At 71.6% G+C, this 20,586-nt stretch carries 19 protein-coding genes and 2 pseudogenes; 6 read left to right on the top strand and 15 right to left on the bottom strand.

Annotated elements, in window-relative coordinates:
* Nucleotides 1–290: 290 nt before the first annotated feature.
* The gene (locus CW362_RS19445; RefSeq protein ID WP_103550781.1) at nucleotides 291–788 is read left to right on the top strand and encodes a hypothetical protein; all 498 of its coding nucleotides are present in this window, start codon (nucleotides 291–293) and stop codon (nucleotides 786–788) included.
* Nucleotides 789–794: 6 nt separating this feature from the next.
* Here the strand turns inward: CW362_RS19445 and CW362_RS44565 are convergent, their stop codons facing one another.
* The 3 genes from CW362_RS44565 to CW362_RS19430 are packed head-to-tail and all read right to left on the bottom strand — an operon-like array spanning nucleotide 795 to nucleotide 3,735.
* Nucleotides 795–1,127, bottom strand: a complete 333-nt coding sequence (locus CW362_RS44565) for a transposase (RefSeq protein ID WP_376454445.1) — start codon at nucleotides 1,125–1,127, stop codon at nucleotides 795–797.
* A gap of 44 nt (nucleotides 1,128–1,171) precedes the next feature.
* A complete protein-coding gene (locus tag CW362_RS19435) occupies nucleotides 1,172–1,975 on the bottom strand; it encodes a phosphatidate cytidylyltransferase (protein ID WP_206300996.1) in 804 nt (267 codons plus the stop codon).
* Nucleotides 1,972–3,735: a pyridoxal phosphate-dependent aminotransferase gene (locus tag CW362_RS19430; protein WP_103550780.1), complete on the bottom strand. Its 1,764-nt coding sequence runs from the start codon at nucleotides 3,733–3,735 to the stop codon at nucleotides 1,972–1,974. The genes CW362_RS19435 and CW362_RS19430 overlap by 4 nt, the downstream gene beginning before the upstream one ends.
* A 447-nt stretch (nucleotides 3,736–4,182) precedes the next feature.
* On the opposite strand from CW362_RS19430, the gene CW362_RS19425 reads away from it, so the two are divergent.
* Together CW362_RS19425 and CW362_RS19420 are read left to right on the top strand one after the other, a co-directional pair.
* Complete coding sequence (locus CW362_RS19425) at nucleotides 4,183–4,344, top strand: phosphatase PAP2 family protein (RefSeq protein WP_240657865.1); 162 nt, start codon at nucleotides 4,183–4,185, stop codon at nucleotides 4,342–4,344.
* Nucleotides 4,345–4,489: 145 nt separating this feature from the next.
* Entirely contained in the window at nucleotides 4,490–5,341 is an 852-nt protein-coding gene (locus CW362_RS19420) for an RNA polymerase sigma factor SigF (protein WP_103550779.1), read from the top strand.
* 258 nt (nucleotides 5,342–5,599) lie between these two features.
* Here the strand turns inward: CW362_RS19420 and CW362_RS19415 are convergent.
* Nucleotides 5,600–6,447, bottom strand: a pseudogene (locus CW362_RS19415) (IS5 family transposase).
* 275 nt (nucleotides 6,448–6,722) lie between these two features.
* On the opposite strand from CW362_RS19415, the gene CW362_RS19410 reads away from it, so the two are divergent.
* Together CW362_RS19410 and CW362_RS19400 are read left to right on the top strand one after the other, a co-directional pair.
* On the top strand, nucleotides 6,723–7,229 hold the full coding sequence (locus tag CW362_RS19410) for a DUF6193 family natural product biosynthesis protein (RefSeq protein WP_103550778.1): 507 nt from the start codon (nucleotides 6,723–6,725) through the stop codon (nucleotides 7,227–7,229).
* Between the two features lie 1,326 nt (nucleotides 7,230–8,555).
* A complete protein-coding gene (locus tag CW362_RS19400) occupies nucleotides 8,556–8,972 on the top strand; it encodes a DUF6281 family protein (RefSeq protein ID WP_103550777.1) in 417 nt (138 codons plus the stop codon).
* 21 nt (nucleotides 8,973–8,993) lie between these two features.
* Here CW362_RS19400 and CW362_RS19395 read toward each other — a convergent pair whose 3' ends face one another.
* Together CW362_RS19395 and CW362_RS19390 are read right to left on the bottom strand one after the other, a co-directional pair.
* Nucleotides 8,994–9,890, bottom strand: a complete 897-nt coding sequence (locus CW362_RS19395; RefSeq protein WP_240657864.1) for an SCO6745 family protein — start codon at nucleotides 9,888–9,890, stop codon at nucleotides 8,994–8,996.
* Nucleotides 9,891–10,696: 806 nt separating this feature from the next.
* Nucleotides 10,697–10,993: a hypothetical protein gene (locus CW362_RS19390; protein ID WP_103550776.1), complete on the bottom strand. Its 297-nt coding sequence runs from the start codon at nucleotides 10,991–10,993 to the stop codon at nucleotides 10,697–10,699.
* Nucleotides 10,994–11,569: 576 nt separating this feature from the next.
* Here CW362_RS19390 and CW362_RS19380 point away from each other — a divergent pair.
* Complete coding sequence (locus tag CW362_RS19380) at nucleotides 11,570–11,920, top strand: VOC family protein (RefSeq protein WP_240657835.1); 351 nt, start codon at nucleotides 11,570–11,572, stop codon at nucleotides 11,918–11,920.
* A 40-nt stretch (nucleotides 11,921–11,960) separates the two neighbouring features.
* Here CW362_RS19380 and CW362_RS19375 read toward each other — a convergent pair whose 3' ends face one another.
* From CW362_RS19375 to CW362_RS19335, 9 genes and pseudogenes are all read right to left on the bottom strand, one after another.
* A complete protein-coding gene (locus CW362_RS19375) occupies nucleotides 11,961–12,608 on the bottom strand; it encodes a dihydrofolate reductase family protein (protein ID WP_103550775.1) in 648 nt (215 codons plus the stop codon).
* A 174-nt stretch (nucleotides 12,609–12,782) separates the two neighbouring features.
* Nucleotides 12,783–13,022: pseudogene (locus tag CW362_RS19370) on the bottom strand (helix-turn-helix domain-containing protein); the annotation flags it as partial.
* Nucleotides 13,023–13,039: 17 nt separating this feature from the next.
* Nucleotides 13,040–14,506 (bottom strand): alkaline phosphatase family protein, encoded by a 1,467-nt coding sequence (locus CW362_RS19365; protein WP_103550773.1) that lies wholly within the window; start codon nucleotides 14,504–14,506, stop codon nucleotides 13,040–13,042.
* Nucleotides 14,503–15,684 carry a metabolite traffic protein EboE gene (gene eboE, locus CW362_RS19360; protein ID WP_103550772.1) on the bottom strand — a complete coding sequence of 394 codons (1,182 nt, stop codon included), beginning with the start codon at nucleotides 15,682–15,684 and terminating at the stop codon, nucleotides 14,503–14,505. The genes CW362_RS19365 and eboE overlap by 4 nt, the downstream gene beginning before the upstream one ends.
* Before the next feature lie 12 nt (nucleotides 15,685–15,696).
* Nucleotides 15,697–16,545 carry a TatD family hydrolase gene (locus tag CW362_RS19355; protein WP_103550771.1) on the bottom strand — a complete coding sequence of 283 codons (849 nt, stop codon included), beginning with the start codon at nucleotides 16,543–16,545 and terminating at the stop codon, nucleotides 15,697–15,699.
* Between the two features lie 14 nt (nucleotides 16,546–16,559).
* Entirely contained in the window at nucleotides 16,560–17,264 is a 705-nt protein-coding gene (locus tag CW362_RS19350) for an EboA domain-containing protein (RefSeq protein ID WP_103550770.1), read from the bottom strand.
* Nucleotides 17,261–18,148, bottom strand: a complete 888-nt coding sequence (locus CW362_RS19345; protein WP_103550769.1) for a sugar phosphate isomerase/epimerase family protein — start codon at nucleotides 18,146–18,148, stop codon at nucleotides 17,261–17,263. The genes CW362_RS19350 and CW362_RS19345 overlap by 4 nt, the downstream gene beginning before the upstream one ends.
* Nucleotides 18,145–19,398, bottom strand: coding sequence for an SCO3242 family prenyltransferase (locus CW362_RS19340; protein ID WP_103550768.1), 1,254 nt, complete (start codon nucleotides 19,396–19,398; stop codon nucleotides 18,145–18,147). Before CW362_RS19340 ends, CW362_RS19345 begins: the two co-directional genes overlap by 4 nt.
* Nucleotides 19,395–20,543 carry an inositol-3-phosphate synthase gene (locus tag CW362_RS19335; protein ID WP_103550767.1) on the bottom strand — a complete coding sequence of 383 codons (1,149 nt, stop codon included), beginning with the start codon at nucleotides 20,541–20,543 and terminating at the stop codon, nucleotides 19,395–19,397. The genes CW362_RS19340 and CW362_RS19335 overlap by 4 nt, the downstream gene beginning before the upstream one ends.
* Nucleotides 20,544–20,586 lie beyond the last annotated feature (43 nt).

Below are 20,586 nucleotides of genomic sequence, written 5' to 3'. Positions count from 1 at the left end.
TGGCAGGCCCTTTCAGCGTGAGCGTTGGTCGGTGGAATGGATTCCGGTCGGCTCGTCCGGACGCAGCGAGGCGAGGCGCGCCATCTCATCTCCCGAGAGCCGCAGCGCGCTGGCTGCCACGTTCTGTGCGAGGTGGTCTGGCTCATCTGACTTCGCAGGTGAAACGGACACCGTCTGTATCCGAGTTTGGGTTCTGGTCCAACTTCTGTGGAGCTCTCACGCTCTGTAATCTGCCGTGGCTGGATAACCCTTCGTGACTCGTTGACAGACCTGTTTGGGATCATGCCCGCATGAACTTCGACCTCGCCCCACCGACCGGCGTTGGCCCGTTGCGGATCGGTATGACTCGGCACGCGGCCAACGCGGCGCTGGACTCGCTCCGCGATCTCTCTGAGGTTTCGGAGTCTGATCGGCCGGGGCAGCACGTGTTCCGTCCCAGCGGACTGATGATCAGCATCCACTGCATGCGAGACATGCTTGAAGCCATCGAGCTGGGAAGGCCGTCGTCCCGGACGGACCGAGTGTTGTTTCAGGGTGTGGACGTGTTCGCGCTTCCGGCTCGCGAGGTTGTCCAGCGCATGGGCGAGTTCACCTCGATGGAGGAAGATCCTGACGACGATGCCTCGTTCATCGCCCCGGACTTGCTGCTGAGCTTCTGGCGTCCGTTCGCAGCCGACGACGAGCCCGAGGAAGAGCAGGGCTACCACTTCAGCTCGGTCCTGCTGGCACGGCCTGGCTACTACGACACTCCTGCTCAGGCCGCGGAGCGACTCCAGCAGAGCTCGTGACTGTCGTCAGGACGCCAGCAGGACTCGTTTCCGCAAGAGGCTGAAGCCGGCACCGCCGTACATCTGGCGCTTGATCATTTTGATCCGGTTGACGTGGCCTTCGACGACGCCGGAGCTCCACGGCAGCGTCAGGCCGGCGATGACCGCGTCGCGGTCTCGGTCGATGCCGGCCGCGAGGGTGTGGAGGCTGGGCAGGTCGTCCTGTCGGACGGCGTCGAGCCACTGCGGAAGTCGCTCGCCCTGGCGTTCGGTGAGCACGGTCGCGAAGGAGCGGACGTGGCGGTGAGGCGTTGAGGTCGGGGTATTGAGTGCGGACGGTCTTGAGCTGGAGTTGTTCATGCAGGTAGGCGCGGAGGCTGCCTCCAGGAGCACCGCCCCGTGGCTCACTTCAGCACCAACAGCACCGCCAGAGCGACGAGGAGGGAGTCGATCCGGTCGAGGATGCCGCCGGAGCCGGGCAGCCACCGGCCTGCGTCCTTGGCGCCGGCGCCCCGCTTGATCATCGACTCCAGCAGGTCCCCGAGCGGGCCGCCGACCGCCACGGCCACCGCCGTCTGCCACGTCAGGGAGGACAGCACGGCCAGCGTGAGGAGACCGGCCGCGGCCCCAGCCAGCGTGCCGCTCCACCGCTTGGCGGGCGACAGCCGGGAGAGCCGGGGGCCACCGATTCGGCGACCCGTCGCGTACGCGACGATGTCGGCGATCGACACGGCCACGAACAGGACGAGGCCGAGGGCGCCGGACGATACGAGGCCGGCCAGGGTGCCCAGCCACACGAGCCCCAGCAGGCCCGCCCCCAGGCGGCGGAGCCCGTGCTCCGCGTCGCCCGAGAGCAACGGCACCCCGGCGATGGCAAGCGCCCCGGCCGCCGCCGTCCGGAGCACCTCTCCGGGGGCCAGCCAGGCGGTGAGGACGAGTCCGACGATCGCCGCGTCCAGCACTGCCCGGTCCACCGGACCCAGCAGGAGCAGCCCGCCGAACTCCGCCACGGCGACCACACCGACCACAGCCACGAGCACCGCGATCCCTGGTGGACCGAGCCAGAACGCGGCGGTCACCAGGGGCACTCCGAGCGCCCACACGCACCAGCGGACCATCAGTTCACGGCGCCGGGTCGCCGCCACGGTGACGCCTCCGACCGCCAGTGCCCCGCCGAGGTACGGTACGAGACCGGCGACCGTGGTCACCGGGAGGACCGTCCCGGCGCGGCCGACACCCGTGCGGCCGGCGTGCGCAGCGCGTCCAGGGCGCTCTGGCACGCCGCCACGATTCTCGTGTTCTCCGCCGTGTCGCGGACGGCGATCCGGACGGTCCGCCCCTCGTACGCCGGGGACATCGGCGACAGGTCACGCAGGAACACGTCGTGCCGCCGGCACTCGCGCACCAGCCGCGCCGCGCTCGGTCCGTCCGGCGGCAGGGTCACCGTGAGGAAGTTCGCCACTCCCTCGTCGACCGAGGAGAACCCGTCCAACTCCTCGAGGTCGTACGCCAGTCTCCGGCGCAGCACATGGGTGCAGGCCCAGCGCTCCGCGTAGTACGCGGGGTCGCGCAGCGCCGTCACGGCAGCCAGCTGGGCCGGCAGGCTCACGGGCCACGGCGGCGTCCAGCGCCGCAGATCCCCGGCCGTCTCCGGGCCGGCCACCAGGTACGCGGCCCGCATCCCCGACAGCGCGTACATCTTCGACAGCGAGGTGCAGACCACGACCCGGGCGTCGACCGCGGCGAGCCCGGCGAGCGAGTCCGCCGGATTGACATATCCCAGGTACGCCTCGTCGATCCACCACCGGGTCCGCACGGGCGAGGCTTCGATCACCGCGCGCAGCGCGTCGGCCGGGGCGTGGCGGCCGGTCGGATTGTTCGGGTTGACCACCACCACGAGGTCGTACCGTCCGTCGCCGGTCGCGGTGGCGAGCCGGGCCGGGTCGAGCAGCCAGCCGTCCTCCCGGCGCAGCTGGAGCCGGTCGACCCGGCAGCCGATCACCCGCTCGGTGACATGGGCGTACTCCCCATAGCCGGGATCGAGCAGGAGCACCCGGCTCCCCGGCGTCAGCCACCGGCCGAACGCGCGGAAGATCAGATCGGACGAGCCCGCCCCGACGACCAGCGACTCCGCCGGGAGCCCGCGGACCGCGGCGATCTCCGCGAGCAGTCCCTCCGCGCCCGTCGGTGGCGAGGTCCGGGCCGCCCACTCGGGATCCTCCGAGAGGACCGCGCGGACGCCTGGGGACGGTGGGAACCAGGCGTCCAGCACATCCGCCGCGACCACCTCGTGACGGCGGGTCAGGGTCCGGAAGTCCGTGCCGATCGCCGAGAAGAACGCCCCGCCGTGCTCACAGCCGTCCGCACGCGGCGCGAAGGGCACGTCGAGCCGCCAGTCGAGGCCCGTCCTCAGCCGCTCCAGGATCCGGCCGTGGCGCTCCGCGGCCGTCCTCGTCAGCTCGGCCACGGAGCCGCTGAGGACCTCGAACGAGATCGCGCCCGAGCGGACCGTGCGTCCCACCGGCCGCAGCCCGGCGGCGAGGTACATGTCGAGCAGTTCCGTGCGTCCCATCGCCACCACCCGGCGGCCGCCCCGCGCCGCGACCCAGCGCAGCGCCGCGTACATGAGGAGTGGCGCCACCGCGGTGGACCGCCAGTGTTCCTCGACGGTCAGGACGCGGACCTCGAACGGCGCCTCCTCGGTCAGGACCGGCAGCTCCTCGCGCGTCAGGTACTTGTCGAGGGAGTAGCGGCCGACCCACGGCGGGGTAAGGCTGACGAAGCCGATCCGCGTCTCGCCGCGCGCGGCCACGAGATAGATGTTGTCGCCGTCGAGTCCGTCACTCAGCCTTCCCGACGGATCCACCGGATGCTGACCGAGCTCCTCCGCGTACACGCGGTGGCGCAGTTCGTGGATCCAGTCGTGATCCCGAGGCGTGGCAGTGCGCAGTTGCAGGGCGTGGTCCATGCGTATGTCCCCCTGAGACGGTCCGGCGTTCGCCGCCCCAGCATGGAGGAGTCCGGCAGCCAGCACCTGAGTACACGTACTCAGCCGGACAGCAAAGGAGTTGGAAGCGGTCCAGGTCAGAGCCGAGTCCATAGGCAGGTGCCGAACCACCGGCGCCGGTCGTGCCCGGCACAGATGTTCGGCAACTCTGGCTCCCAACTCCTGCGGAACAGAGTCCTGTCGTCGTGACGGGCAGTGATGGCGTCACAGAAGTTGAGCCAGAGCCCGTTCTCGTGAACAAAGCCACGTGAGCGGGCCGCTGCACCGGCTGCGAGCATATTTGCTGACCTGCAAAACATTCGCAGTCCATGGGCGTGACAGCAGAAATTCGTGACACCGACCGGAGATTGACCAAGCGGCTGGCCGTCAGTGCCTCACCCTGCCTTCACCGCCGCCGTCGCTCCGACCTTGCCGTGGGCCGGCGTCCTGTGCGCGGTGCCGGCCGCCATGGTGGCCGTCGAACGCGTACAGAGCGGCGCCCACTACCCCAGCGACGTCGCCGTCAGCGCCGCGATCGGCCTGGCCAGCGCCTGGCTCACCCGCCGCACTCGGCATCGGGCCCGACGATGACGCCATCGGGCGCTCTTTTGTGAGCCCTCCGTTACCTTGACCGGCTGGCATATGAGCATCCGGCCGGGGTAAACGCGCCGCGCCGGGCTCTGCCGGGCCGGGGCAGGACACGGGGTTATGACGTGACCAGTGGGAGGGGCCCGATATGACGATGGTGACCGAGAAGAGCGAGACGGCGACAGGCACCCTGCCGGAGATCGCTGATCCCGCGCGGGTCTCCCCCACGAACGCCCGGCAGCTGAACCGGCTCTTCCTGGACCGCCTCACCGTCCTGGAGGAGGGCACGCCCGAGTACAGTTACGCGCGCAACACCCTCATCGAGATGAACCTCTCCCTCGTCCAGTACGCGGCCTCCCGTTTCCGCAGCCGCGGCGCCGAGGAGATGGAGGACATCGTCCAGGTCGGCACGATCGGCCTGATCAAGGCCATCGACCGCTTCGACCTCACCCGCGAAGTCGAGTTCACCTCCTTCGCCATCCCCTACATCACCGGTGAGATCAAGCGCTTCTTCCGCGACACCACGTGGGCGGTCCACGTCCCGCGCCGCCTCCAGGAAGCCCGCGTCCAGCTCGCCAGGGCCACCGAGGAACTCCGCAGCCGCCTCGGCCGCACCCCCACCGTCCAGGAACTCTCCCAGCTGATGAGTCTGAGCGAGGAAGAGGTCAACGAGGCACGGCTGGCCTCCAACGGCTACAACTCGACCTCGCTCGACGCCGCCATCAACGCCGGCGACGAGGGCGACGAGGGCGAGGCGGCGCTCGCCGACTTCATCGGCGCCGACGACGCAGCCCTCGAACTCGTCGAGGACTTCCACGCCCTGGCCCCCCTGATCGCCTCCCTCGACGAACGCGAACGCCGCATCATCCACATGCGGTTCGTCGACGAACTCACCCAGGCCCAGATCGGCGAACACCTCGGCGTCTCCCAGATGCACGTCTCCCGACTCCTGAGCCGCACTCTCGCCAAACTCCGCAAAGGCATGCTCACCACCCAGTAGGAGCAGATCCCGGCACCGTGCAGCATCACGCCCGCTTGCCGTGTGACCGGCGGACCGGGGTGGGTACCCAGGCGCCTGCGTGGTTGGAAAAGCAGCCCTGCTCGAGGGTCCTCCGAAGCAATGCCGGAGGACCCTCCCCCATGTCCTGGCCCACGCCACCACCATGCTGGCCCGACCCGAGACCCGCCTGACCCACCTGCACCCCTGACGAGCAGACGGCCCCTGCCCGCTGTGGTGATCCAGGGCGTTTCTTTCCGATCAGCGGGCGGACCAGATGAAGATGCTGGCGATGTGGAGTCCGGCGCGGAACACGGTGGCGGTCTTCTCGTAGCGGGTCGCCGGGCCGCGCCAGTTCTTCAGGCGGTTGATGCAGCGCTCAACGGTGTTGCGCTGCTTGTAGGCCGTGCGGTCGAACTCGGCGGGCGGGCGGCCGCCCCGCCGGCCCTTGCGCTTGCGGTTGGCGATCTGGTCAGCGGGCTGCGGGATCACCGCACGGATGCTGCGCCTGCGCAGGTGCTCGCGGATAGCTCTCGACGAGTAGGCCCGGTCCGCCAGGACTACCAGGGGTCGGGTCCGAGGCCTGCCGATCGTCCTGGGCACGCGCAGGGCGGACATGACCTGCTGGAAAGCGGGTGCGTCGTTGGCCTGCCCCGGGGTGAGGACAAAGCACAGCGGGCGGCAGCGGCTGTCCGCCGCGAGGTGGATCTTGGTGGTCAACCCGCCGCGGGAGCGTCCGATGGCGTGGTGGTCTGGTTCGTCGGCCGGGGCCCCCTTTTTCGGGCCCCGGCTGCGTTCTGATGGGCGCGCACGATAGTGGAGTCGACCGAGACGACCCATTCCAGGTCGCCTTCGGCGTCGGCCTGGGCGAGCAGGGCAGTGAAGACGCGCTCCCAGGTGCCGTCGATCGCCCAGTTCCGCAGCCGGGTGTAGACGCCCTTCCACGATCCGTACTCGCGGGGCAGGTGTATCCACTGCGAACCGGTCTGGAACTTCCAAGCGATCGCGTCGATCACCTGGCGGTGATCACGCCACCGCCCGCCCCGCTTCGGCGTCCGATCCGGCAACAACGGCTCTATGCGCGCCCACTGCGCGTCAGTCAACGGCACGACCGGGCCAACGATCCGATGATCGGAAAGTGGCGGTCGTCAGGCCGGGGTGATTCGGCCACACTGGTGCGATGAACTTCGGGGCGGGGCTTGGCGAGGGTGGCTGGGACGATGACGGAGCCCTCCGGGCTGCGCTAGGGCGTACGGCCGAGGGACTCGGGCTTGACCTGCCCGAGTCGGACGGGAAATGGGATCGCCTCGCAGAGTACGTCAACGCGAGGAGCGGTCGGCGCGTGATGGTGTATCCGCCCGGAGAAGGGCGTCGGACTTTCCAGGTGAACCTCCAGGACAACGGCACACGTCTGGCCTGTGGGTGGACCGCAGACCTGGCCGAAGCGGTCAGAGCGACAGCGGCGTGGACGGGCGGCGCGGGCCTCGAGGAGACCAGAGCGCGCGCCCAGTTCATCCGCTTCAGGCCCTGGGCCCTCGACCACGAGCGGGAGCCGTTCGGTGCGGTCGAGTTGACGTGGTGCGCCAAGCTCGACCGCATCCACATGCCGCCGTACGACCGGCACCCGCGCCCCCACGCGGTGCTGGCGGCGGCGTACGCCCAGCCGGTGCTCCGCCAGCTGATGCCGGTCAACAGTCACTTCAACCTCTGGTTCTCCACCGGTGTCGAGGAGTTCTGGAAGACGCGGGTCGGGTACCTCATCTGCCCGTACGACGAGGGGCTGTACGGGGTGCGGAACAAAGGCAGGCTGGTTGCGCGCACCGAGACGCCGGAGGAAGCCGTCGCCCTCGTGGTGGCCGCCCTCCCGGAGGAGTTCGGGCCGGCGAGCTGAGGCTAAAGACCGCAGGCGGCGCGCGGGGCTTTGCAGCACGGGAAGTCGGGACCACCACCCTGACATGCTGAGGGCAAGATCCTTAAGACACGCCCTAGAGCGGTCCGAGTCCCCGGCGCCTCATCGAGTCATGTCCGCCCACCGGCCGGCAGTCCTGGCAGAACGGATGACACAGCGGAGGTCAAGGGGCTGGGAAGCGGGCAGGTCTGGTCCCACTTCCTGTCGTGCACGCGCTTCCAGACCTCGCTCCAGTCCGAGGGACAGGGACTCGTCGGAGTCGGCACGGCGGGCGGCGACACCGTGGTCGACTCTGCACCCGTAGGCGGCCGGTACACGGGATGACACTCCGCTTCGTACGCGCCACCGGAGCACTCGACCTCCGAGCTGCCGGAACACGCGGACACGCCGTACACGACGACTGCCACGACCATCGCCCTGACGATTCCGCCTGCCCAGGACGCACGCCTTCTCCCCATGCCACCCCTCCGTGACGGCGCAACGCTGCATTGTCGCGGAGGAACGACGGATTCGGCATCCCCGTGCTCCGCCAGACGCTCAGGGCCTGATCGGAGCCGAGGGCAGTCATGGTGTCTGCTGCGAACAGCTCATGGACCCACGCCATCCGCAGCAGACGTGCGGGTTGGTCTGCCTCCGGCGACGGCCCGGCGAAATCGATCGCTGCGATGTCAATCCCCTCTCCACCGCCGTGCATTGACGCCCATGGAACCCACCCGGGCCTGTGCCTGCCGCCCCGCACCTCAGGGATCGGATCGCCGGCAGAATCGCCCCCTCGTCACCGGCCACGCGGCACCTGCTGGAGACACTCGCCTGCTGCCACGCGCTCTCCCGCAGACTGCCCTCCAACCCTGTCATGCGGGTGGCACCGCTCGCGCTGTCACCCATGGAGGAGGGACGGAACGTACGCGACGAAAGACCAGAAGGAGTACGGCACCCACAACCGGTACATCGGTGACGGCGGCCTGCCCGGAGGACCGTCCAAGGGGAGCACGGACTGAGCACCTGGGACGCGGGAAACCTCAGGACCGACACCGTCGCAACGACCTGCTCGTGGACCTGGCCCGCGGCGGGCATCAAGAACGACCTCTGTGAGGCCGACACCCGATTCGACACGCACGACAACGACTTCACGAACAAGCCGACCGCCAGTTGCGCGAACAAATACGACACCCGCAGCGTCGGTACTCATGAGGCCGAACACCTCTTCGGACTGAAGGACATCAGCGGGGCGCACAGCAGCCTCACGATGTACGAAAACTCGACCCTGCGTTCGGCCAAGACGAGGACGTTGGGCAAGGAGGAAGATCGATGATGGCCGCACACCCGTTCGTCAGGGCCGGATCAGCATGGGCTCTGCTGACCGTGGTCCTGGTCACGACGTCCGTCGCCTGCACAGCGTCGGGCACCAGCGACGACGACGGCGACTCCGCGTCATCCTGCGCGTACCGGGTCGAGTACGAGAACCGCACGTACACGGGAGCCGAGGCAAAGGGCTTCGCCCCGGGCGACAAACTCGGTACCGCCACGCTCCCCGCCTGCGACGACACACCCGATGACGACAATGACGGGCAGGCGACGCCGACATCGACAACGGCTTATGCGATCAAGGGTGTGGATCCCGGCATCGCGATCGCGTTGAAGGAATCGTCCGACGACGTCATCTTCATCAACCTCGACTCCGACACCGAGCTGCCCGAGATCAAGAAACTGATCCAAGGCCCTTGACGCACGGTGCGGCAGCCGAGCTCACGACTGGTCGAGTGACTCTCGAAGGTCGAGCCCCATAGGGTTGTCCAGGGGAATGTCGCCCTGGCGCACCACGGCATGAGTCAAGGGGCGCAGGAGCCGGGCGAGTTCGTCGGTCTCGCCGGTGGTCAGCGTGTCGTAGGCGGTGGCGGCCAGTCGGTCGGTTCGTTCCTCGACCCCGGCCACGAGCTGTCGTCCACGTAGAGACAGCCGGTCGCCCTCGATGAGCCCTCTCTCCTCGAGGGCGTCGCGTCGTGATGTCCACTCCGCTTCGCCGAAGTCGCGTGCCGACACGTAGACATCGCGGGGGATCCCGCTTGCGGTCGCGTGAAGGACGTGCGACTCGCGACCACCGATCCCGGCGGCGACCAGGGCCGCGACGTGACCGTCACCGCGGTGTTCGCGAAGAAGCGTCGCGGCTTGCCACAGCTGGGCCAGAGGCTCCTGCGGCACCGGCAGGGAGCGGTTGGCCGCGAAGAGAGCCCGGCCTTCGGCGGGAGCCGAGCGAGCGGCACGCGTGGCGAGCTCCGCGGCCCGTGCCACTTCTGCGCCGTCGGCCGCGGGGCCGAGTGCCCGGCTGAGCGCACGCACGGATCCTCGTACTCGCGCTTCCAGTGCCTCGTTCGGCGGGGCGAAGCTCCAGGCCGCCGGCAGGGCGCGGCTCACCCGCGCATAAGGGAAGTTGTAGAACAGCGCGTGCACGACATCGGCGCCGACATGCCCCAGAGGGGCGGCTCGTCCGGCGAAGTAACCCATCCAGAAACCGCGGTAGCCCACCGCTCTGAACTCTTCCAGCGGCTCCGGCGCGAAGTAGACGACGGCGTGGAGCGGCTCGAGCAGCCGCCACAGGTCCCGGGCGACATCACCCCGGGCCGGCATCGATGTCGGCATCGACATGGCACCCTTCTGCGCATCGGTCGAAGGCTGTGTCCCGCACATGGTGCAACCGGTGGTCCGTTCTCGGCAAACCGGTCGTTCCGCAGCCCCCGTGGGCCCGGCGCGACGCGGAAACCACGAGCGCTTGAGGTCCCACGCCGGAACGCGCGTCCAGTGGGCGATCGCCCTTTCTTCGTGCGGCCCTCCAGCCGGTCCGTCGAATTGACCGCGGAGCGAAGGCGGCACGGGGTACTGAGGGGCTGCGGTCCAGGGCAGGGTGAGTCGCCGAGGCCGAGGCCCATGTCGTGGGAGCTTCGATCCAATGACGGAACTTGCTGTGCTCGTAGCCGGTCCTGACCTCGCCCGCCACCGGGAGTTCAGCGATCAGCTCACGCACGCTCCCCGACCGGATCGGGTCATGGGCCTGTGTCGTGGCCAGCGCGTAGATCAGCGTCTTCGTGATCGTCATGCGGGATGACTGCCGAAGCAGAAACGATCATCTCGCGGCGGCGCCACCGACGAGCACCTGAATGCGCAAACCACCAGCCCGTGCAGCGCGGCTCCGCCCTGGCCCTTGCAGCCCACCCTCTTACGCGGTCCGGGTCTGCCATCGTCCTCTGGCCGGTGCCGCTGTCGAGCGGGGTGCCCGACAAAGCGGCACGAGTCCGCTCTCTGCGACCACCGCCGACCAGAGCCTTGCCTCGCGCGTGGTCGGCTGACGTCGCGGGACGGCCACCGAGGACTGATGCGGCGAGCCGGTGCCGGTCAGCAGGCCGACAGCGCGCCTGCCAGGCGTGGCCGGGGTGGCAGCCAGGGTGTGGCTGCGGTCAGGGCGTGTCGCCGGAGTAGTAGAAACGGCACGTCACACCCGAGCCGGGCACGCGGGATTCGTCGGGGCGCGGATCGTACAGGGCGCGGCCGCCGGGCCACCGACCGAGTTCGGTGGGCAGGGCCACGCCGTCGTCGACCTCTTCGGCCCGCCATCCGTGGATGTCCAGCAGCAGGCCGTCCAGCGGTCCGCCGACCAATGCGGCGTAGGTCCGGTGCGGGAGCGGGCCGGGGTTGGGGTCCTCGTGGTCCACGCCGTAGACACGCCGGTTCAGCAGCTGTTCATCACCGTTCATCCGATCAGCGTTGCAGCCGCCACTGACAACGCGGGCCCACCCGGCACCTCGGGTCTGCTCGCGACAGGACCTCCCCACTACGTCGAAACGCACCACGTCCTGCTCTCCGAGGCGTTCATCGAACACGCGCGCAACCCGAATCACCGGATGCCGGCCCTCACCACCGCGCAGTTCACCCCCACTACAACGAGACCATGCCTCTCGTCGGCTGGGTCTTGGCCGTCCCGTGGCGATCGGCTGCGGCCGTGCTCGAACCCGAACCACGGACGGTCACCACCAAGGTCGAGTTCGACGCCGCCGTGCTGGCCGAGGAACGAAACCGGCCACGCGGCAACTGGGCCAAGCCTCGCAAGCCCCGGAGAGGACGAGCCGACTCCAGCCAGTCACGATCTACGGCTGGAGTAATGGCCAGGGCCTTGCGCCGGCAGTCGACCGTCGGTACCGGACCGTGCGGTGTGCTCCGGCGGCCGGGCCGATGCGAAGAGAAGGTACGGCTGCCGGAGGCTCGTAGGACGAGGGTGGAAGCAGGCGGAAAAGCTCCCCGGGCCGCGCGGCGCGCTGGTTACGCTGGCGCACATGTCTGCACTCCGCGCGATGCCGCTGCTCACGGTGAGCGATCTCGATTCCGCAGTGGAAGCCCATGTCCGGGTCACCGGAATGGAAGTGATCATGAATCACGGCTGGATCGCCACCCTCGCTCCGCCCACGGACCACTCCGTACAGGTCAGTCTGATCACCAAGGACCCCACCGGGCCGGTGAACCCGGCGGCCTCCCTCGAGGTGGAGGACCTCGACGCGGCCCTGGCCGGGGCCCGCGCCGCCGGTCTGGAGATCCTGTACGGACCGGCGGACGAGGAGTGGGGCGTACGGCGTTTCTTCTACCGGGACCACGACGGCAACGTCGTCAACGTCCTCACCCACCTCTGACCGCCGTGGCCCCCGCCTTCCGTCGCCGTCGCCCCTCCCGTCACCTGCGCCAGAAAAGGTGATGCGTCACGCCGCTCGGGCTGGGCACGGCCTCCATGTGGAACCGGTCCAGCAGTTGTTCGGGCGAGTCCCACAAGCGCAGCCCGGACCCGAGCTTCACCGGGGAGACGACCACGTGCAGGGTGTCGACGAGACCGGCGTCGAGGAACTCCCGGACGGTGGTCACTCCGCCGCCGAGCCGGACGTCCTTGCCCTGCGCGGCCTCGCGCGCCCGCGCGAGAACGGCGGCGGGATCGCCGTCCACGAAATGGAACGTGGTGTCGGAGAGCGTGAACGACGGACGCTCGTGGTGGGTCAGGACGAACACCGGGGTGTGGAAGGGCGGCTCGTCACCCCACCAGCCGCGCCAGTCATGGTCGCGCCACGGGCCGCGCTGGGGTCCGAACTTGTTGCGGCCCATGATCTCGGCGCCGATGTTGTGGCCGAAGTCCCGGGTGAAGTAGTCGTCGAGGCCCCGGCTTCCCCCGGGCTCGGTGCGGTTGGGCCAGCTCGCCGTGGCGCCGGCCCAGGCGAAGAGCTTTCCCGGATCGACGTGGTGGCCGAAGGGCCGCTCCAGGCTCTGGTCCTCGCCGGCGGCCACGCCGTCGCTCGAGACGGTGAAGTTCTGCACGCGCAGCAGCTGATCCATGTGTTCCCTCATAAGGTCCTGTCGCCTCCTCGTACGGCGATGCGTCCTACATGAGGATGTCGAACGAGACGCGGCCGGATCGACAGTGGCGCCCGAGTTCTTCCGGAGCGTGTCCCGCGCGGCCGTTCGCCTGCGCCGTTCGGCGGCCTCCCGGGCCGGCGCTCGGCGTGGCTGTCAGGTCCACGCGCCCGACGGCCGCCGTGTCACGACGGCGCTGAGCGTGCGTATGCCGTGCGCCGAGCCCGGGCCGATGCCGGTGAGTTCGGCGGCCCGGCGCAGGCGGTGGTCCAGGGTGCGCGGGTGGGCGTCGAGGGACACCGCCGCCGCGCCGCGGTTCATGTCGTGACGCTAGTAGGCGTCGAGCGTGGTCACGAGGTCCGGGCCCGATTCGGGGCTCCGGGCCACCGTATGGAGTCACAGCGGCGAGAAGATCACCGGTGGGGTGTCCCGGCGACCGCCGGGGGGTCCTGGCCGTCCGTGGCCGTTCCGGCGCCGGCCAGGCGCAGCAGCAGGGACTTCACCTCGGTGGCGGCGACCCGGCCGCTCACGGCGCGGGGGTCGGAACACACGACGACCGGTCCCTCGTCCTCGTTCGCGGGAGGGAGGCCGTGGCTGCCGCGCAGGGGTGAGGGGTCGAGGGGGACGACGGCGAGCCGGTAGCGCATGCCGAGCTTCTTGCGGGCGATCTCCCTGGCCGCCCTGATCCGCACGTAGGGGTCGGCCGGGTCCATGAGGAGTTCGGCGGGGTCGTAGCCGGGTTTGCGGTGGATCTCGACGAGCCGTGCGAAGTCGGGGGCGCGGGCGTCGTCGAGCCAGTAGTAGTAGGTGAACCAGGAGTCGGGCTCGGCGAGGGCGACCAGTTCTCCCGAGCGCGGGTGGTCGAGGCCGTGCTCCTTCTTGCCGTCCTCGTCGAGGAGCCGGGCGAGACCGGGGAGGTCCGTGAGCGTCTCCCGGACGGCCGGGAGGTCCGCGGGACGCCGGACGTAGACGTGGGCGATCTGGTGGTCGGCCACGGCGAAGGCCCGGGACGCCATGGGGTCCAGGTACTCCATGCCGTCCTGGGTGTGGACCTCCAGGAGGCCCGCGCGGCGCAGGGCGCGGTTGATGTCGACGGGCCGGTCGACGCGGGTGATGCCGTACTCGGACAGGGCCACGACGGTGCGTCCCTCGCGGCGCGCGTCGTCGAGGAGCGGGCCGAGGACGGTGTCGAGCTCGGCGGCGGCCCGGTGGGACCGGGGGTCCTCGGGGCCGAAGCGCTGGAGGTCGTAGTCGAGGTGCGGGAGGTAGCAGAGGGTCAGGTCGGGGTCGCGGGTGCGCATGACGTGCCGGGTGGCCTCGGCGATCCACCGGCTGGAGACGAGGTCGGCGCCCGGGCCCCAGAAGTGGAAGAGGGGGAAGGTGCCGAACTTCTCGGTCAGTTCGTCGTGCAGCGCCGGGGGCCGGGTGTAGCAGTCGGGTTCCTTGCGGCCGTCGGCGTAGTAGACGGGCCGGGGGGTGACGGTGTAGTCGGTGTCGGCGCCCATGGCGTACCACCAGCAGATGTTGGCGACGGTGTAGCCGGGGTGGACGCGGCGGGCGGCGTCCCAGAGGCGGTCGCCGGAGACGAGGCCGTTGTGCTGGCGCCACAGCAGGACGTCGCCGAGGTCCCGGAAGTACCAGCCGTTGCCGACGATGCCGTGTTCCGACGGGAGGGTGCCGGTCAGGAAGGTGGTCTGGGCGGTGCAGGTGACGGCGGGCAGGACGGTGGTCAGGGACGCCTCGGAGCCGGCGGCGGCGAGCGCCTTCAGGTTCGGCATGTGGTCGAGGAGCCGGGGGGTGAGGCCGACGACGTCCAGGACGAGGAGCGGGGTGGGGCGCCGGGTGGCGGGCGCGGCGGAGGTGCCGGGCGTGTCGGTCACGGCAGTTCCTTGAGGCCGAGGTCGGTCAGGAGGTCGCGTGCCAGGGAGAGTTCGGCGGCGATGCCGTCGGCGAGCCGGGCGCGGGTGAGGGGCCGCAGCTCGGGCGGGAGCGCCTGCCAGGTGTAGGTCTCGACCTCCAGGTGGCGCGTACGGGGAGCGGGACCGCCCACGAGCAGGGCCAGCGCCTCTTCGAGCACCGGGAGCGTGGAGGCCAGCGGCGGGGCGGGCCGCGCGTGCAGGGGGACGTGGAAGTGGGAGCGCCAGGGGCCGGTGCGGGGCAGGGCCCTTCCCGTGAGCGCTTCGCCGAGGTCGTCGGTGCCGCGGAGGCCGTCGGGGGTGCGGGTGCGGGTCTGGTGGAGGAAGCGGGGTTCGGCGAAGGCGGCCAGTGCCTCGCGCACGGCGGGCAGGTGCGGGTGCTCGGCGTGCAGGGCGGCGGACAGCTGGGCCTTGGGGACGGTGACGCCCGCCGTGTCCAGGGCGGGCAGGGCGGTGGCCGGGTCCTCGAAGGACGTGGCGAGGTGGCAGGTGTCGACGCAGACGCCCACGCGGTGCGGTGCGCCGAGGGCGGTGAGAGGGCCGATGGCGTCGGCGGTGGTCTCGACGACGCAGCCGGGCTCGGGTTCGAGGGCCACCCGGATCGATCTGCCCGTCATCTCCTCCAGGACGTCGAGGCGTTCAACGAGGGTGGTGAGGGCGGAGAGGCCGTCCCGCACGGCCGCGTTCCCGGACGGGCCGGATCCCCGGCGCCACGCAAGCGGCAGGGTGGAGACCGTTCCCTCCGTGACGTCCTCGGGCAGGAGCGCGGCGAGGAGACGGGCGAGATCGGTGGTGTACGCGAGGCGCTCGGGCTCGGTCCAGTCCGGCCGGTACACCCGGTACTTGACCTCGTCGTGACCGAAGCCCTCGTAGGGGAAGCCGTTGAGGGTGACGACCTCGAGTCCGCGGCGGTCCAGCTCGGCCCGCAGGCCGCGCAGCGCCGCCGGGTCCTCGACCAGGGTGCGGGACGCCGCCCTCGCCAGCCACAGGCCGATGCCGAGCCGGTCGCGTCCCAGGCGTCGGCGGACGGGCTCGCAGTGGTCGCGGAGCTGGGCGAGGACGCCGTCGAGGGTCTCGGCGGGGTGGACGTTGGTGCAGTAGGCGAGGTGGACGACGGACCCGTCGGGGTGGCGGAAGCGCATCGGGGGCTCCTCTCATTCCCCGCCGCGGAGGACGGAGTTGCCCTCGTGCGGTCCCTGCGGCGGTGTGACGTCGAGCCGGAGGCGGCCACCGATGCCGTAGAAGGCGACGGGGTTGCGCCACAGGACCTGGTCGACGTCGTCCTCGTCGAAGCCGGCGGCGAGCATCGCCTCGCCGACCCGACGGGTCTTCAGCGGGTCGCTCCTCCCCCAGTCCGCGGCCGAGTTGACCAGGACCTTCTCCGTCCCGTAGGTCTTCAGGACCGCGACCGTCCGCTCCTCGTCCATCTTGGTGTCCGGGTAGACGGAGAAGCCGAGCCAGCAGCCGCTCTCCCTGGCCTCCGCGACCGTCGTCTCGTTGAGGTGGTCGAGGAGGACGTGGTCGGGGCGCAGGGCGGACTCACGGACGACGTCGATCGTGCGGCGCAGCCCGGTGAGCTTGTCCCGGTGCGGGGTGTGGACGAGCGCCGGCAGGGCGTGGTCGGCGGCGAGCTGGAGCTGCGCGGCCAGGGCGGTGTCCTCGGCGGGGGTCTGGGAGTCGTAGCCGATCTCGCCGACGGCCACGACGGAGTCCTTGACGAGGTAGCGGGGCAGGACGTCGAGGACGGGGACGCAGCGGGGGTCGTTGGCCTCCTTGGGGTTGAGCGCGATGGCGCAGTGGTGGGCGATGCCGTACTGGGCGGCCCGGTGGGGCTCCCAGCCGAGGAGGGCGTCGAAGTAGTCGAGGAAGGCTGCCGGGGAGGTGCGCGGCTGGCCGAGCCAGAAGGACGGTTCGACGAGGGCGCGGACACCGGCGGCGTACATGGCCTCGTAGTCGTCGGTGGTGCGGGAGGTCATGTGGATGTGGGGGTCGAAGATGCGCATCGGGACTCCTCGGGCTACGGACGTGCCTGGGCCGTCAGGGCGAGCACACGGTGCAGGTCGTGGGGGACGTCGCGGCCGGCGGCGGTGCGTTCGGCGGCGTGGTCGGCGAGCATGCGGGCGAGCGTGGCGTCGCCGTGGGCGCGGTGCCCGAGGCCCGCGACCACGGCGACGGGGACCTGGGTGAAGAGGCACTTGAGGACGGCGTGCCGCCAGGAGTGCTGGTCGAGGTGGGCGGCCGCGTAGGGGCCGAGGGCCGCGGCGACGAGGCCGGTGTCGTTGGTGCGCAGCGCGTCGGCGACGAGGGGCAGCCCCTCGGGGCCGTCGACGAGGTGCGGCAGGGCGTGGAGCACGGCGCGGCGTTCGGCGGCGCTGCCCTGGTGGTAGAGGCGGGCGAGGGTCTCCGGGCCGGGGCGGGCCTCGGTGAGGAGGAGGACGCGGACGGCGTCGGCGTGCTCGTGGCCGCAGTGGCGGCCGGCGGCGGCGAAGCGCAGCTCCCAGGCGGGGACGGTGCTACGGGTGGAGGCGGCGGCACCGGCGGGGGTGGCGGTACGGGTGGAGGCGGCGGCCGGGGGCGTACGACCGGCCGGGGCGGTCTCGGCCCGCACGTCGACCAGCGCGTCGTCCAGCCACGCGCGGGCGGGACCGGTGAGCCGCGTGTCGAGGGCGGTGCGCAGGACGGCGAGGGCTTCGGGTGTGGCGGGGACGGGTGTGGGGGTCACGGGGGCGGGGCTCCTTCCGGGTCCAGGGCGCGGAGGAACGCGAGGGAGGTGCGGGCGAGTTCGGGGCCCGCGTGGGAGTGGCGTGGCAGTTCGACGACGGTGAGTCCCCGGTAGCCGGTGGCGGCGAGGGCGTCGAGGACCGGCGGGAAGTCGATCTCGCCGTAGCCGAACGGCAGGTGTTCGTGGACGCCGCGCCGCATGTCCTCGATCTGGACGTGGCGCAGCCAGGGCGCGGCGGCCCGTACGCAGGCGGCCGGTGACACCGGTTCCAGGCACTGGCAGTGGCCTATGTCGAGGGTGAGGCCGAGGGACGCGGGGTCTCCCATGGCGGCGCGCAGACGGTGGAAGTCGTCGAGCGTGGCGAGGAGGTGGCCCGGCTCGGGTTCGATCGCGAGGGGGACACCGGCGGTCTCGGCGGCCTCGGCGACCGGCCGGAGCTCCTGTGCGAGACGTTTCCAGGCGGTGTCCGGATCGGTGCCGGGCGGGGCGGTGCCGCTGAAGCAGTGCACGGCGTGGGCGCCGAGGTCCGCGGCGGTGCGCACCGCGGTGACGAGCAGCCGTCCGCGTGCGGCACGGTCGTCCGGGTCGGGGTCGAGGAGGGAGGGGCCGTGCTTGCGGCGGGGGTCGAGGACGTACCGGGCGCCGGTCTCGACGGTGACGGTGAGGCCGAGTTCGCCGAGCCGGTGTGCCACGCGTGCGGTGCGGGCGGCCAGGCCGGGGGCGAGCGGGTCGAGGTGCATGTGGTCGAGGGTGAGGCCGACGCCGTCGTAGCCGAGGTCGGCGAGGAGCGCGAGGGCGTCGTCGAGCCGGAGGTCGGTCAGTCCGTTGGTTCCGTAGCCGTAGCGGAGGGGTGCCGGGCCGGGGGTCGCGCGGGACTCGCTCATGTGGGACTGACCTTTCGCGCGAGCCGGCGGGCCAGGGGGGCGAGGCCGAGGAGGGCGAGCCCTCCGGCCGCCGCCCCGGAGCGGGCCATGAGCGCGGCCTGCAGGGGGATCATCGCCCGGACACCCTCGCCGACGGCCTGCCGGGTGAGGAACGGGGACGGGTTCAGAGCGGCGTGGAGAAGGGGGCGGGCGGCGGTGCGGAAGTAGGCGGTGGCGAGGAGGAAGGTGACCCGTTCCGCCGTGGCCCGGCCGGGGGCGCGGTGCGGTGCGGACGGTGGTTCCTCCCGGGTGCCGGGCCGGTACGGGGCCGGGCCGGGCGCGGCGGTGAGGACGGCGAGGGCCGCCGTCGCGGCGAGCGCCGCCAGGGGGGCGGTCGTGGAGCCGCCGTGGACCTCGTTCCGGGACACCGTGGTGACGGCGTAGGTGTGCGTCGCGAGTGCCGCCGCCGCGGATAACGCCGCGGGTACCGCGGTACGCGGCCCGGCCGGCCGGCGGAAGTCCCCCGCCGCAGCCATGGCCGTGGCCGCTGCTTCGGCGGCGGTCGTCGCCACGGCGTCACGCGGTCCGGACGCCCGGCGCGCACCGCCCGTCGTCGTCCCTCCGGCGATGACGCCGTTCGGCCGTGCCGTGCCCGGCGTGCCGCTCCGGTTTCCGGACGCCGTCGCCGTGGCGCCGAGGAGGAGGTCCAGGCCCCGGGCCGTGGCCATGGCCGCCGGGCCTGCCGCGGTGTGTTTGAGGCGCAGGTCGTACGCCCAGACCGTAGCGGCCAGGGCCGTGGCGACCGTCAGGGCGGGGCGTCCGGCGCGGGCCGCGAGGGCGAGGCCGGTGGCGGTGAGGAGTCCGGCGGCGCCCAGGGCCGCTCCGGGGCGGACGCGGCCGGAGGGGAGGGGACGGTGGGGGCGTTCGACGGCGTCCTCGTGCCGGTCCGCCCAGTCGTTGAGCGCCATGCCCGCCTCGTAGAGGCACAGCGAGGAGCCGACGGCCCAGACGGTGCCCCTGCCGGGCCGCAGCCCCGCGGCCGCGGCCCCGGCGAGGGCGTCACCGGGGACGCTGGGCAGTGCCGAGACGCGCAGGAGTTCGCTCCACGCCCTCGCCGTGTCCCGCGCGGCGGTGCTCCTGCGGGCGGGGGCGCTGCCGTGCGGCAGGGCGGTCCGGGCCGTCCCGGCGCTCTTCACCGGCGGGGGTGTCGGTGCCGGTGAGGTGTCCGTGGCGCGGGCGGGCACGAGCCGGAGCGACAGGGGGCGGATCATCCGGCTTCCCGGAGGCGGTCGGCGAAAAAGAGGAGCGCGTCGAACTGCCGGGCCAGTCCTGCGGGCCCGCCGTCGGGGTCCTTGAAGTAGAAGCCGAGTTCGGGGCGGGGGCCGGTGAGGCCCGCCTCGTGGGCGCGGGCGACGAGCCGCGCCAGGTCCAGGACCAGGGGGGCGGCGAGGGCCGAGTCGCATCCCTGCCAGATCGTCTGGAGGATCATGCGGGACCCGAGGAAGCCGTCGAAGGCGACGTGGTCCCAGGCGGTCTTCCACTCCCCCAGCGCGGGGACGTCGTCGATGTGGACCTCGCCCTGGACGCCGGCGCCGAGCGTGTCGGTGAGGACGCGTTCCTTCCCGGCGTTCTTGGCCGCGGCCGCGGCCGGGTCGGCCAGGGCCGCCCCGTCCCCGCCGCCCAGCAGGTTGGTGCCGGACCAGGCCCGGACGGTCAGGGCCCGCTGGAGGAACATCGGGGCGAGGACGGACCGCAGGAGCGTCTGGCCCGTCTTGCCGTCGCGGCCCGCGTGGGGAAGGCCGCTCGCCTCGGCGGCCTCGGTGAGGAGGGGGCTGTGCAGTCCCGTCGAGGGCGTGAAGTTGACGTAGGGGCAGCCGGCGCGCAGCGCGGCGGCGGCGTACAGGGAGCTGGGCGGCAGGCGGGTGGCGTCCGGTGCCGGAAGCGGCTCGGTGGAGGAGACGTTGACGACGACGACACGGGCCAGTTCCCGGCGCGAGCGGAAGGCGGTGAGGTCGTCGGTGAAGCGGGTGATCAGTTCCTCGTCGGTGCGGGTGTCCCCGGCGAGCGGTCCGCCCGGCCGTATCTCCCGGTCGGCCGCGGCCAGTTCGGTGTGGACGGCCCGGGCGAGGCCGCCGGGCAGCACGCCGGCTCCGGTGAGGTCCTCGGCGCGTTTCGGCAGGGGGCAGTCGGCCGTGTCGTGGCCGCCGAAGACGAGCGAGGCCGGCCGGGGCAGACCGGCCCCCGCGAAGGCCGGTGTCTCGGTGACCATGCCGGTCGGCGGGTACAGGCCCGTGGTGACGGCCGCGCATCCGGCGACGGCGGTGGTCGCCACCGATCCGCGTGCCCCCACGAACCAGACCCCGGTGCGTGCCCGCCGGTCGTGGACCGGTCTCCCCGTCGCGTTTGCGTGGTGCACTGGCCGCCTCCCTGCCGTGTCGGTGTCCTTGCGGGTCTCACAG

The organism is Streptomyces populi (assembly GCF_002911015.1).
GTDB classification, from domain to species: Bacteria; Actinomycetota; Actinomycetes; order Streptomycetales; family Streptomycetaceae; genus Streptomyces; species Streptomyces populi.
The sequence above is the reverse complement of the archived record's forward strand: the minus strand, read 5'-3'. Positions and strand labels throughout refer to the sequence as shown.